The 13830-nt window shown below is 37.3% G+C and carries 13 protein-coding genes and 1 pseudogene; 5 read left to right on the top strand and 9 right to left on the bottom strand.

Going from position 1 to position 13830, the window contains the following annotated elements; all coding sequences use genetic code 11:
* The first annotated feature begins 404 nt into the window (after positions 1-404).
* Genes ACGF5R_RS04125 through ACGF5R_RS04115 form a run of 3 tightly spaced genes read left to right on the top strand, consistent with a single transcriptional unit; the run spans position 405 to position 2071 of the window.
* Entirely contained in the window at positions 405-668 is a 264-nt protein-coding gene (locus ACGF5R_RS04125) for a hypothetical protein (RefSeq protein ID WP_387689872.1), read from the top strand.
* Between the two features lie 4 nt (positions 669-672).
* The gene (locus tag ACGF5R_RS04120; protein ID WP_112878667.1) at positions 673-891 is read left to right on the top strand and encodes a hypothetical protein; all 219 of its coding nucleotides are present in this window, start codon (positions 673-675) and stop codon (positions 889-891) included.
* A gap of 1 nt (position 892) precedes the next feature.
* Positions 893-2071 carry a phage integrase SAM-like domain-containing protein gene (locus ACGF5R_RS04115; RefSeq protein WP_112878666.1) on the top strand — a complete coding sequence of 393 codons (1179 nt, stop codon included), beginning with the start codon at positions 893-895 and terminating at the stop codon, positions 2069-2071.
* A gap of 572 nt (positions 2072-2643) precedes the next feature.
* Here ACGF5R_RS04115 and ACGF5R_RS04110 read toward each other — a convergent pair.
* From ACGF5R_RS04110 to ACGF5R_RS04090, 5 genes and pseudogenes are all read right to left on the bottom strand, one after another.
* On the bottom strand, positions 2644-3726 hold the full coding sequence (locus tag ACGF5R_RS04110; protein WP_387689870.1) for a tail fiber protein: 1083 nt from the start codon (positions 3724-3726) through the stop codon (positions 2644-2646).
* A gap of 1137 nt (positions 3727-4863) precedes the next feature.
* Positions 4864-5203: pseudogene (locus ACGF5R_RS04105) on the bottom strand (Bro-N domain-containing protein); the annotation flags it as partial.
* 217 nt (positions 5204-5420) lie between these two features.
* Positions 5421-6083, bottom strand: coding sequence for a DUF4431 domain-containing protein (locus ACGF5R_RS04100; protein ID WP_387689868.1), 663 nt, complete (start codon positions 6081-6083; stop codon positions 5421-5423).
* A gap of 485 nt (positions 6084-6568) precedes the next feature.
* On the bottom strand, positions 6569-6991 hold the full coding sequence (locus ACGF5R_RS04095; RefSeq protein ID WP_387689866.1) for a tail fiber assembly protein: 423 nt from the start codon (positions 6989-6991) through the stop codon (positions 6569-6571).
* A gap of 12 nt (positions 6992-7003) precedes the next feature.
* The gene (locus tag ACGF5R_RS04090; protein ID WP_262981696.1) at positions 7004-7906 is read right to left on the bottom strand and encodes a hypothetical protein; all 903 of its coding nucleotides are present in this window, start codon (positions 7904-7906) and stop codon (positions 7004-7006) included.
* Positions 7907-8460: 554 nt separating this feature from the next.
* On the opposite strand from ACGF5R_RS04090, the gene ACGF5R_RS04085 reads away from it, so the two are divergent.
* Both ACGF5R_RS04085 and ACGF5R_RS04080 read left to right on the top strand, forming a co-directional pair.
* Positions 8461-8691 (top strand): hypothetical protein, encoded by a 231-nt coding sequence (locus tag ACGF5R_RS04085; RefSeq protein WP_262981695.1) that lies wholly within the window; start codon positions 8461-8463, stop codon positions 8689-8691.
* Positions 8692-8707: 16 nt separating this feature from the next.
* Positions 8708-9058: a hypothetical protein gene (locus tag ACGF5R_RS04080; RefSeq protein ID WP_387689864.1), complete on the top strand. Its 351-nt coding sequence runs from the start codon at positions 8708-8710 to the stop codon at positions 9056-9058.
* Between the two features lie 397 nt (positions 9059-9455).
* On the opposite strand, the gene ACGF5R_RS04075 is transcribed toward ACGF5R_RS04080, so the two are convergent.
* The 4 genes from ACGF5R_RS04075 to ACGF5R_RS04060 all read right to left on the bottom strand — a co-directional run bounded on the left by ACGF5R_RS04075 (position 9456) and on the right by ACGF5R_RS04060 (position 13704).
* The gene (locus tag ACGF5R_RS04075; protein ID WP_112878661.1) at positions 9456-9878 is read right to left on the bottom strand and encodes a tail fiber assembly protein; all 423 of its coding nucleotides are present in this window, start codon (positions 9876-9878) and stop codon (positions 9456-9458) included.
* Positions 9879-9880: 2 nt separating this feature from the next.
* On the bottom strand, positions 9881-10468 hold the full coding sequence (locus ACGF5R_RS04070; RefSeq protein WP_112878660.1) for a phage tail protein: 588 nt from the start codon (positions 10466-10468) through the stop codon (positions 9881-9883).
* Positions 10469-10722: 254 nt separating this feature from the next.
* The gene (locus tag ACGF5R_RS04065; protein WP_112878659.1) at positions 10723-12138 is read right to left on the bottom strand and encodes a tail fiber assembly protein; all 1416 of its coding nucleotides are present in this window, start codon (positions 12136-12138) and stop codon (positions 10723-10725) included.
* A gap of 81 nt (positions 12139-12219) precedes the next feature.
* Complete coding sequence (locus ACGF5R_RS04060; RefSeq protein ID WP_112878658.1) at positions 12220-13704, bottom strand: pyocin knob domain-containing protein; 1485 nt, start codon at positions 13702-13704, stop codon at positions 12220-12222.
* Positions 13705-13830 lie beyond the last annotated feature (126 nt).

Raw genomic sequence — 13830 nt, 5'->3', positions numbered from 1 at the left:
TGATATTTTTGAAATAAGTATAGTAGATGTAGAAGGTGTAACTTATCAACATATCAATATTACGGAAAAGAATATAGAAAAATTGCAACAAATAATAATATCAGCGGAAGCATGTTACTTATCTTGCAGCAAACTAGCTGATTTGATATGGAATCATAAAAATGAAAATAACTGATTCTAAATCTAATCTAGATGAATGACCAAGCTCTTGAAAACGGACGCAGAGCAATAGCAAGGGAATGCTTAAATGAACTCACTCAACTATCGAAATACGATGACAAAGCAGTCACCGCTATTCTCGATAAATATACACAGCGATTCAAATTAATTATGTCTGAGCATCAGATGACATTCAGCGCTAAGTCAGTGTTGTCTTATTATGTGAGAAATATAAGGAAAGAAATATGAAGATATATTTAGGAAAATACGCTATCACTTATAGCAGGAACCGATATTATTTAAATATAAGGCAGGTATGGACTCATGGGCCACATAAAGGGAAAGAAAGGCTAGTCAACTTCGCTCAATATACAACAATTTCAGAATTAACAAACAGAATATTGATGCTTGATGTCAATCATGCTGATATTAAAACGCTGCAACAACTCAGTGATAGAGTTGAATTGATTGCTAAGGAGTTTGCAGGCAAATTAAAAGGGGCTATGTAAGATTATGATTAATAATACTAAATTAATGAAAGCTAGCGCGTGGGGAAGGCGTGAGTTTGAGAAAGATTCGGTTCCAGACAATAGAACAATTAAACACTGGATAGAGATGGGTAAATTAAAAGGAAAAATTATTGATGGCTCAATCTGGGTTAATTCATCTGAGAGATGGGGTGTTGAATCTTCTATTTCTTCTCGTGTTAGCCAGTTAATTAGGGATTCATAAAATGGCATCAAGACCAAGAAAAAGGGAGTTTAGGCACTTACCTGATTTTCTTTATTACGATAAATCTGTTAATGAATACCGATTGACTCTCGTTAATGGAAAAAGGAAGTGTGTTGGTAGCGACAAGGCTGTCGCTATTGCCATAGCGAGAGAATATAACAATATAATGAGGCCGGAATCATCTATATCCGTCAATTTACTAGTTAAAGAATCGGGCGGTAAATATGGAGAATCTCTTCCCTTTCATCATCATATTGACAATCTTTTCTCCCGCATTGTTAAAGATGAAAATCCGTCTGATAATACCCTGGCGGACTGGCGAAATGACATAGAACGAATGAAGACGTTTTTTACTGATATACCGGCGTCAGAAATATCACTGGAACACGTTAATAATTATATCAAATATTATCATAATGATGCGTCAGCAAACGTTCAAAATAGAAAAGTCTCTTTCTTAAAAAAAGTATTCAGCTACGCAATGGATGAATCATTAATGCTCGACAACCCGGCAGAACGTAAGAAAATGAAACGTACTGATAAAAAGAAACGTCGCAGGCTTTCATTTGATGATTTCATGCTTATACGTAATGCAGCAGAACCCTGGTTAAGAACAGCAATGGATCTGGCATTGCAAACAACTCAGGCGAGACTGGAGGTCGGTCGCATACGATACAATATCAAATCCCCGCAAGAAGGTGTTTGTGGTTGCGTATGGCATCAAGAACCACAAAAGGGTATTTATGGAACACTCTATATTCACAGGCAAAAAGTCCACGACAAAGAAGCGTCACATGTTGCTATACCAATAGGAGAAAAACTCAAGCAGATAATTGATGATAGCCGAGATTCCGTTGCCAGCCCGTATGTCGTCCATAGGCTACCGAAAAGAATGCCGCGCAAAATCAGCGCAGAAGTTCAACATCCCACCCAAGTAGCCCCAGATTATCTAAGTAGAGCCTTTTCAGACTTAAGAGATAAAGTAGGCGTAGCAGCCCATTTATCCATTGAACAAAAACCCACATTTCATGAAATCCGTGCATTAGCAGCCCATTTGTTCGATCAATTAGGTATAGATCCCCAGGCTCGAATGGCACATACCGATGCTAAATCCACAAAAATTTATACTCAAAATCATGTCGATTGGGTTGAGGTTCCTCATGCAGAAATAGCCGTCTGATGCGTGGAAAAACTCGACTTAACTTATTGATGTATATAATGCAGATTTTGCAGATTATGCACTGTTTGCATTCACAGTCAAAACCCTCTAAACCCGCACCATACAAGGCTTTGAACCAAATAATACTGTCGTCATGGGGTGTCGGGGGTCGTAGGTTCAAATCCTATCATGCCGACCAAATTTCCCTAAAAAAACCAACCTCTTATGGTTGGTTTTTTTATGGCTGGGATTTGGTTGGGGAAAAACTGGGGAAAAACCCAATCCTATATCTGGCATTTACAGCCATTAGTAAATCATCCCCCTCATCTAAAAACATTAAATTACTTAATATTTAATCAAAAAATACTTATATACCCAATGGATTTCAAGATGCATCGCGACGGCAAGGGAGCGAATCCCCGGGAGCATAGATAACTATGTGACCGGGGTGAGTGAGTGCAGCCAACAAAGAGGCAACTTGAAAGATGACGGGTATAAATCGTATACAACGACATACTGTAAATCAGTCATAAACATAAAGTCGGTTAGCCCAGCCTTTACTTCCAGTTCTAAAGAATATTTCTATTTTGTTATTATGCTGCTCTCACTATGTAGTTAAACGCGACATTGCGAGGTCTGGTTTCTGATCCCATGACACCAGGGGAATTAACTATACCTTCATAGTCCGATCCATCGTTTGTATGGTACCAGAAGTTATCCCTGTCCATTGCACCTGCATTTCCAGAGTGATTTTTTTGATTTGTAGCCCCAAAAATCCCAAAACCATCATAGTTGACAGACTCTCCCCAAGCAGTCATATGTTTGTGATATTCTGTCATACACCTCTGGTTACTGTTGAGCTTGCGATCTTTATCAACTCCTCGGCCATCATCCCAACCACGAATAAACTCTCCCCTTAAATCTGGTAAATTACCATCAGGATAGGCCTTCGCTAATTCTGGAAATTTCGACTTATCAAAGGCAGCACCGTTACATTGCAGCCACCCAGTTGGCGGTATGGCAGTCGGCCAAGGCATAGGAACACCTACAGGAATATTATTAACTGCATTGATCAGATTATTCACTTCTGCCTTGGTATATGTATCTATATCCCCCGCATTAAAATTGATATCCCCAGTCAACGCTTTCCCGTTCACTTTCCGGCTGCTCGGTACCGCATTATTTGCCTTTTGCACCGTTTCCAATAAGCTGAGGTTTTTCACAAAAGCATTTTTATCGGGAATGTCTGCGCCGTTTTGATTTTTGGCTAGTTTACTATTAGCGTTATCATTTACATCAGTAACTAACTTCTGAGTGGCTGCCAGTGTATTGCGGTTACCTGTCACATCTGTAAGCTGAGTAATACCTTTTTGTGTTAATGAGGCACCGGGAATGCCTGCTGTAATTTTTTGTTCTAACGCTTTATCTAATTGTGCGGTGAGCTTAGCTATATTCCCATCATCCAGAACATCATTACCAGATTGTGTCGCAATAAAATCAGCCACGACAGATGATATCGTTGATGATTGGCGTAATACTTTGTTTAATAAATAAGTAGGAGCATCATTTGGTGGAAATCCAGTCAGCAAATCCTTACTTTCTTCATATCTTTCTTGACTCACTACATTCGCATTATTATTAATAGAAAAAGCCTTAAAATCATTCTTAGGATTCATATACTTTCTCCTTAAATTAAATAATATTCTTTTATAATCAATATATTAAATTATTGTAAAAATAATCCCCTTGCAATTCACACAAATTAAAGTCTAGTTCAGAAAAATAATAATGTAGTATTCTTATTACTTATTAAGGTTAAATATTTTTGTATCATTATCAGCAATAAGCATCCCAATATTTTAGGATCGAAAATATACATCTGGAAATTATTTATACCCTATGGATTTCAAGATGCATCGCGACGGCAAGGGAGTGAATCCCTGGGAGCATAGATAACTATGTGACCGGGGTGAGCGAGTGCAGCCAACAAAGAGGCAACTTGAAAGATGACGGGTATAGTTATTATTCCTTCTATATATTCCTACAATTCTCCCTACTTAACGTTCCATACTAAATCTTTACCCTAACACCTAATTTACCGTGTTCAAGAATATCACAATCTCATCAATGCACTTGAGTCTCCAATTCTGAAAATATAGGTAGATATAAGTGCTGACAATGAAGTATCTATAAAGGAATGATCTCCCATACCAATTTATAGCAACTCATACATGGGGCTACATTAATGAAAAAGTAATTTAATACTCAAAAAATCCCCTTTTATGTGGTTTACTGCGATCCTGTGCATATACAAAAATATAACCCCATTTCTCAGGGCTATATTTTTTTAATTGATTCTGATCTGTCAAAGAGATTTATTGTTTACTATAAGCCAAGTTTTGAGTGAGAACCAAGACGGACAAGGCGCAATGTTCTTGCATCGTTTTTTTAATGAACCAATATCAAGTCAAACTTAACATGGCAACCGCGAAAATCCTTCCAATCCCCAGTAAAGAACATGATCGCAATATTTCGGTTCCAACAAACTATCAAAAGCTAACACCAACAGTTTCAATGGGTTACAGAGTTAAGCCATCCTTGGCTTAGAGCTACCATTGGTTAGGCAAGCTGAGAAATTTCTCCCTATGGATAATTAAATAGCCTGCTCTCTGAGCAAGCTCCATAAATGTATCAAAGGTTAAGACCTTCTCATCAGAATGTAATATCTTTTGACTGGCTACGGTTCCATTTTCTACTGTCATTAAGATTCGTCCATTAAATGATAAACCAGAAATCATCGAACTGTGATCACTTCCCGCCTTACGAATTGCCGGTAATACTTCACCAGTTACCCACTTGCGGAACTGATGAGGAACAGATCCTTGCTTAATTGCATCACGACGACGAAGTACTAAGGTATACATTCCTGATTCGCTAACAACATTAATATCATCCTGATGCCCTATATTAAACACAGACCACTCATCATCATCTAATCTTTCAATAGATTGCGTGATATTTTGAATTTCCAGAGCAAACATCGTGAGCAACAAACCCCGGCTCGCCATCTTTATTGATCACGCGGATTTCATGAGACCTGAATTTGAATATAGTGAAATTACTCTCAGAATTAATTTTAGCTAATGTGCTCATGTAGTCACCTCGCTAGAGTCTTGATATTTTCAGTCACAAGAATTTGCTCACAAATGCTCTTTGAACCATTACCTTTGACAACAACTATAATTTTACGTTCAAGTAAACCTCGCTGAAGTTTACCTTGATAACCAATCCAATTCTTTATTACCCGATGGACGATAGAGCCACTTCTTAGCTATTGTTCAGCAAAATACCTGCGTTAATTACTTCCAAATTATTTAGCAGCTTCAATTCGTTGGGTTTCAAGCATTATCGGTGTATGGTGATGTCCAGTAACCGCGTACATAATGGTTCCGGTTACGCGCACACGGTGTCCGATAAGGCTTCGATACACGGTATAAAACTCACCCTTAACCACCAGTTGCATAAGACTACGATCCCCAAATTCTGGTGCCCCTGTAGCGCATTTTATTGCCTTATCCGGTTGCAATACCCAATAAGTCTCAGGGCTATCCCCGTTTTCCACGCTTTCGTAATTTGGTGGGCCGGGATAGGTAATCCTTAACAATGTGCCATCAAGCGTAATTTTTTGCCTTTCTTTATAACAGTTCTTCTCTGTTGCTTTATCTGCGGCAATCTTTCTGTACATTTCAGATGACCGATGATACCAGTCTTGAAGACATTCAACTGCCACGCATTTTTCGCGAAGTTCCCAATTCTGTTTTACCAGAGCTTTAAAATCCGCATTGTTGTCTGTAGCCAGTTTGGCCTGAAGGTAATTAATATATAGGTTGTCATCAGCTTGGGATAATGCCGGGGTCGAGCAGATTAATTTTTCAGCCTTACTGGTGGCTTTTGCGCAATCAAAGCTCGCACCGAATGATAGGAATGACACACCATACAGTATTAATGCCAAAAAACCTATTAGTGTTCTCATACACTACTCCTATTGGTGATTTTTCAGCATTATTCTAAATACATTAAAGTTAAAATTACAACCTGAATTTTTTCTAACTTGCAATTCCCTCATCAGGAGACTAATTATGTTTTCAACTCTTGATTTCCTCGAAGTCATCAGGGAATATTCAGCCCGATGCTACACAACTGTGAATAATCTGAGCACATCTATTTAGCCCCGCGCTGCGGAATTGGATAAGTTCTTCAAACATCGCTAATTCGATATTGAGATTAAAAAATCCGAGTCCTGTTAAATACAGAACTCAGACTTTAATAGCAGCTTGACTTAAAACATCCCGTTTTTGGTATCAATTAGAGATAAGAAGTGTTTACTTTTGCACTGTTCAATATCCTGTTACAAACAATTATCTTGCAACAATATTATGTGCTAATTTCAAGTCAGATTTATTACTCAATGTTAACAAAACCATTATAAGAATAATCTGTTTATTCAGGTCAATGTCATTATTTTGGCTGTTCCGGCCATTCAATATCGGCAGCCTGTGAAGTATCAATCCTGTTCAGCATTACTCTATACTTTTTCCATACCAACAGAGCCGCTTCCTCTTCTTTAGTCGCAATTCCTAAATCAACAGCATCTTGTAATGGTGCTATCTGCTGGCTAGCTTCCACAATAAATTGTTGTTTTTTACTTTCAATATATTGCTGCAATTCCTCTTTTGTTGGTGGAGGAATATCGGCCCATTCCGGTAAACCATTTTGACCTGCTATACGATATTTTCCTTCTGGTACATTATTCGCAGCGTATTCTTGATAAATATCAATACTAACTTCCATAATATCATCAGGCAATGAACCAGAAGCAATATAATTTTGTTTCAATTCTATGGGATAAAATGCGTTTGTTTTAGCACTGTAATAATACATTTTTTCTTCTCCTTAATGACCAATAGAAAAAAAGTAAACACCACTTACATCATTATCATGGTAATTTGATGAAACAGAAACATGTATCTGAGACCTATTTAATGGCTTTCCATAAGCAGAAGTATCAATATTTTTGTTTGGTGCTGAAGAAATAGCTGTTACATGAAGCGATAATAACTCATTTGGAAATGAAATAGGCAAATTTACAATTTTTCCCTGATTATCACCAATAGGTGCATTGCCCCATTGATAAATCATTCCAGTATCACCACACCTCCACCATCCATTTACTGATAGTAGCGCTTTATTACTGTCATCTTCCGTTAAAATCCTTTTTTTACCTTTAAACTTACCATCTTTGTCAAATGCATACGTATGTATTCCAAACCCGTTTTGACCTCCAGATGTACTACCGTATTCAAACGAAATTCCTCTTGAGTGTTGAACCCCCGCACTGGGGTGAGCTACATGAATTGCCAAACCACCCAAGTCTGCCCAACCATTTGGACGCAAGAAACCCGACAATGATAAATCCCGCAGGGATTGGTCGTCATATAAATCTGCTGTTTTAGATAAGATACAACCAGATGTTTTTGTATTTATATTTAACCGAATAAATCGATTATCAGATTCTATTTTAATTTTTTGTTGTAACACTGCATTTAATTTTGCGGTGATTTTAGATACATCACCATCATCCAAAACCCCACTGTCAGATTCTGTCGCAATAAAATCAGCTACAGCAGATGATATGGTTGATGTTTGACGCAAGATCTTATTTAATACGTGATGAGGAATATATTGATCATCAGGAAACCCAATCAACAAATCTGGATATGCTTCATAGCCTTGTTGACTTAACACATTGGCACGATTACTAATAGCAAAAGCTTTGAATTCATTTTTTGCACTCATATACAACTCCTTAAATAACACTATTTAAATAACTTTCCAAAATGGTGCTACACCTTATCTACTAACAACCCTATGTATAACAATGGATTGAAGAAAATCACGTGTAGCGAAATTATGAAACCTTATTTAATAATAAACATATTGAACTATCGTAAAATGATTTCTCACAGTTCACGTCAATAATAGTCTAGCTCATAAAAACAATAATGAAATATTTTTATAACTAAAAGGATTAACTATTTTCGTATAATTGGCAACAACAAAAAACCCAAAGCATTATAATCAAAGCATCCCAAAACTCATTATATTCAACGCCAAAATTACTCTTTTCCATTTCTTTAATTTCACCTTCGATTCATTTTGCTTTAAGGCACAAATATAACCTTCCAGTATTTTAATTATGACACCAATAGAATAGAATGAGTAAAAGACCTCCTCCCCAGGAGATTCATTACGTTAAACGTTACAGTGAACAGGATTGTCTGGTAGAAATACCCGTTTCAGCAGCAACGTGAAAGCAATGTCCGGGATTGGGAAATACCTGGCAGGCACGTATGATCAACCGGAAAACCCTGCAAGGAAAATTAAAAGGTTTCCTGACTGCTATGAAAAATCCCGTTCGTTATCCTTTTGAAAAACTGTTAAAAATCTACCGGGAGCATTGGAAGATAGAAGAAAGACTTTGGCGAGTTGAAAAGGTAGCAATTCAGAAGCAAAGTCACATTAAGAAGTCGTTTCCCATCGGGTATCCGACAGGAATTATGGAGGATATTAGTTGCGTATAATTTGATAAGGAAGGAAATGTCAGCAATAGCCCAAGAAGCGGAAGTATTACCCACAAGGATAAGCTTTATTGCCACGTTAAACCTGATTGAGTCACAAGTTCGTTATTGTGAATTAAATGCGATAGGGACATTGCCATCCAAATTGAAAAAGATGAGAAAGAATATAAAGATATTTATCCTACCAAAAGAGAAAAAGCACCGAAATTACGAGCGTTCAGTGCTTTATATACCAGAAAAATATCCAGCCCGTTATAATATACCCGTTATCTTTCAAGTTGCCTCTTTGTTGGCTGCACTCGCTCACCCCGGTCACATAGTTTGCTATGCTCCCGGGGATTCACTCCCTTGCCGTCTCGATGCATCTTGAAATCCATTGGGTATAAACCTTAACCGAACAGCATTACCTCCCTATGAGGTAGTTTTAAGATGACAATTAAAAATAAAAAGCATCTATTTTTCCACTGTAAATACATACCAATATTCTATTACAAACCAAGACGTAGAGATTTATTTAGGGCATGCTTAATAATTAAGACAACTATCTTTCAACAACATTATATACCCGTCATCTTTCAAGTTGCCTCTTTGTTGGCTGCACTCACTCACCCCGGTCACATAGTTATCTATGCTCCCGGGGATTCGCGCCCTTGCCGCCGCGATGCATCTTGAAATCCATAGGGTATATGCTGATTCTAAGTCAGACTTATGACTTAATGTTAACAAAAACCATTATAAGAATGAATTGTTTCTTCAAGCCACTGTCATTATTTTGGCTGTTCCGGCCATTCAATATCGGCAGCCTGTGAAGTATCAATCCTGTTCAGCATTACTCTATACTTCTTCCATACCAACAGAGCCGCTTCCTCTTCTTTAGTCGCAATTCCTAAATCAACAGCATCTTGTAATGGTGCTATCTGCTGGCTAGCTTCCACAATAAATTGTTGTTTTTTACTTTCAATATATTGCTGCAACTCTTCTTTTGTTGGTGGAGGAATATCGGCCCATTCCGGTAAACCATTTTGACCTGCTATACGATACTTTCCTTCTGGTACATTATTCGCAGCGTATTCTTGATAAATATCAATACTAACTTCCATAATATCATCAGGCAGTGAACCAGAAGCAATATAATTTTGTTTCAATTCTATTGGGTAGAATGCATTTGTCTTTGCACTATAAAAATACATAATTAATATCCTATCGCCAAATATCTCACTAAATTATTTGATAGTTCGTGTATAGAATTTCTGCACGTCACAATAAATTGACTTGCAGAAATAGGCATAGCAGCAACCCCAGATCCATAATTACCAAAATCAGGATATGTTGCAACAATCTGAAAACAAGCATTAGGAAATGGGATGGTGAAATTTCTGTAATCATTTATATTCATAGAGCCGCTTGCTTGCCCCCATTGAATAATTATTCCCGTATCACCACATTTCCACCAACCGTTTACAACCTTATTAGCAGTATTTACATTAAGATTACAACATTTCGCAATTTTTTGTTCTAACACGTTTTTTAATTGTGCGGTAATTTTGGTTACATTGCCATCATCCACAACATCAGTGCCAGATTCTGTCGCAATAAAATCAGCTACAGCAGATGATATGGTTGATGCTTGACGTAATATCTTATTTAATACGTGATTAGGAATATACTGATTGTCTGGAAACCCAACCAACAAATTCGGATATGTTTCATAGCTTTGTTGACTGGGCACATTAGCGTTACCACTGATAGCAAAAGCTTTAAAATCATTTTTGGCACTCATATACATCTCCTTAAATTAAATGACATTATTTCATAATAAACAGATTGAATTATTAATAAAGATGATCTTTCATAATTCACATCAATAATAATTTAGCTTAGAAAAAGAATAACGAAATATTTTTATCACTAAAAGGGATAACTGTTTTCATATAATTAGCAACAATAAACAAGCCGATATATACCCCTCTGGCACGAAAAATAAGTCCATCATTCCACAATCCTACATAATCTGTTTATTCAGATCATTTTTCATTATTCCGGCTGATCCGGCCATTCAATATCTGGAGCCTGTAAAACATCAACTTTGCTCAACATTACTCTATATTTCTTCCATTCCAATAGAACTGCTTTTTCTGCTTCGGAAGCAACGTCCAAATCAACAGCGTCTTGTAGTGGCGCGACAAGATTGTTAACTTTAGTCAATAACTGAGACTTATCATATTCTGCTTGCTGTATTAACTCCTCTTTGGTTGCAGCATAAATACTATCAGATCCTACTGCCGTATTCTCCCCAACAACCTTGTCAGAAGGTTTATTCAACGAATTATATTCTTGCGCCCAAGGCGTCCACGGACTATCGTGAAATTGGCTACGTGTATATACCCGACTGCTGTTATAAACAAAATAACGCTGAATAACGCCTGCCGCTTTCAACACAATAAGCGAACCAGCGAACGGCTCAGGGTAATTCGCGCCATTTTTAGCATGAGCATTATATTCTTGATAATAAATCCCTGGAGTTTTATAACTATTTAAATCCGCGTTATCACCTAAATTAATCGACTGCCCGGCGAAGATATCTTGAGAAGTAATATTGATATCCGCAGCCAAAGCTTTTCCATTAATCTTGCGGAGCCCTGTGATATATCGAGAATCAGACTCTGCTTTTGCATACGCTCCAACCTCTCCTGCAGTAGGTCTATTCAGTGTGTTATATTCTCTCGTCCAAGGCGTCCATGGGCTTTCATGAAATTGACTACGTGTATATACCCGACTGCTGTTATAGACAAAATAACGTTGAACAACCCCGGCAGCTTTCAACACAACCAGCGAACCAGCGAACGGCTCAGGGTAATTATTACCATTTTTGGCATGAGCATTATACTCTTGGTGATAAATCCCCGGTATTTTATAATTATCCAAATTCGCATTGTCACCTAAATTATGCGCCTGTCCAGCAAGGATATCCTGAGAAGTAATATTAATATCCTCAGTTAATACTTTCCCATTAACTTTTCGGACATTTGGTATTCTGGTATTAATACTTTCACGTAATGAATTTATTATTTCCTGAGCCAATTTTTGCGTAACCGCTAATGTATCACTGTTGCCCACTACATCGGTAAGCTGAACAACACCTTTTCGTGTTAATGAGGCATTTGGAACTTCTGTTGTAATTTTTTGTTCTAAGGCTCTATTTAGTTGATCGGTAAGTTTAGCTATATTACCATCATCCAAAATATCATTGCCAGATTGTGTCGCGATAAAATTAGCTACCACAGATGATATTGTTGATGATTGACGTAATACCTTATTTAATAAATTAACAGGAATATTATCTGGTGGAAATCCAATCTGTAAGCTCTGGTTTTCTTCATACTTTACTTGACTCACTACATTAGCATTATCACTAATAGAAAAAGCCTTAAAATCATTTTTGGCACTCATATACAATCCTCAAATTGAATAATATTATTTTGAGAGGAAATTCAAAAATAAAAACATCTATTTTGCATTGTAAATTACATATCAATATCCTATTGCAAACCAAAATGCAGAGCTTTCAGTCTCGTATGCCCAATAACTAAATCCTGTTACAGACAATTGTCTTGCAACAACATTATATGATGACTCTAGGTTAGATTTATCACCTAATGTCAACGAAACATTTACACAAGCATTAGGAAACTGAATAGGAAAATTAACTGGTGTATCATATGCTGCCCAGTTCAAAGTTCCCCACTGATAAATCACCCCTGTATCCCCACATTTCCACCAACCATTTACTGATTTCAAAGCTGTATTTTTATTTCCTTTAGCATTAACCAAGTTATCTACTTCTGCTTTTGTATACCCGCTAATAACCTTGTCAGCAGGTTTATTCAACGAGTTATATTCTTGCGCCCAAGGCGTCCACGGATTATCGTGAAATTGGCTACGCGTATATACTCTACTGCTGTTGTAAACAAAATAACGTTGAATAACGCCTGCCGCTTTCAACACAATAAGCGAACCAGAAAGCGCTTCAGGGTAATTAACGCCATTTTTAGCATGAGCATTATAATCCTGATAATAAATTCCTGGTGTTTTACAGTGATCTAAATTTACATTATCACCTAAGCTAATTGCCTGCCCATTCAGAATATCCTGAGAAGTAATAGTGACATCCGTAACTAAAGATTTTCCATTCACCCTGCGAATTCCCGCAATATATCGAGAATCAGATTCTATTTTTGTATATGCACCAATCTCATCAGCAGTCGGTTTATTCAGCGTATTATATTCTCTAGTCCAAGGTGTCCACGGATTATCATGAAACTGACTACGTGTATATACTCGACTACTATTATAGACAAAATAACGTTGAACGGTCCCTGCCGATTTCAATACAACAAGGGCGCCGGCGAGGAATTCAGGATAATTAAGGCCATTTTTGGCATGAGCATCATACTCTTGATGATAAATTCCCGGTGTTTTATAGCTATTTAAATCTGCCTTATCACCTAAACTAATCGCCTGCCCACCCAAAATATCCTGAGAAGTAATAGTGATATCCTCAGACAATGATTTTCCATTAATTTTTCGGTTATTGGATACCTTAGCATTAATACTTTCACGCAATGAATTTACTATTTCCTGAGCAAGCTTTTGCGTAACAGCTAATGTGTCACTATCGCCCAGCACATTAGTAAGCTGAACAACGCCCTTTTGTGCTAATGAGGCATTTGGAACTTCTGTTGTGATTTTTTGTTTTAAAGCCTTATTTAATTGCTCGGTAAGTTTAGCTACATCGCCATCATCCAGAACATCACCGCCAGATTGTGTCGCAATAAAATTAGCCACGACAGATGCGATTGTTGACGATTGACGTAATACTTTGTTTAGCAGATTACTCGTAATATTATCTGGTGGAAACCCAACCTGCAAATTCTGATCTTTCTCATATTTCTCTTGACTCACTACATTAGCATTATTACTAATAGAAAAAGCCTTAAAATCATTCTTAGTACTCATATACACCCCTTAGATTAAATAGCATCATCTATACCCGTCATCTTTCAAGTTGCCTTTTTGTTGGCTGCACTCACTCACCCCGGTCACATCGTTATCTATGCTCCCGGGGATTCGCTCCCTTGCCGT

The organism is Photorhabdus sp. RM71S (assembly GCF_042879355.1).
Classification (GTDB): domain Bacteria; phylum Pseudomonadota; class Gammaproteobacteria; order Enterobacterales; family Enterobacteriaceae; genus Photorhabdus; species Photorhabdus kayaii.
This window is presented reverse-complemented; position numbering and strand designations above follow the sequence as displayed.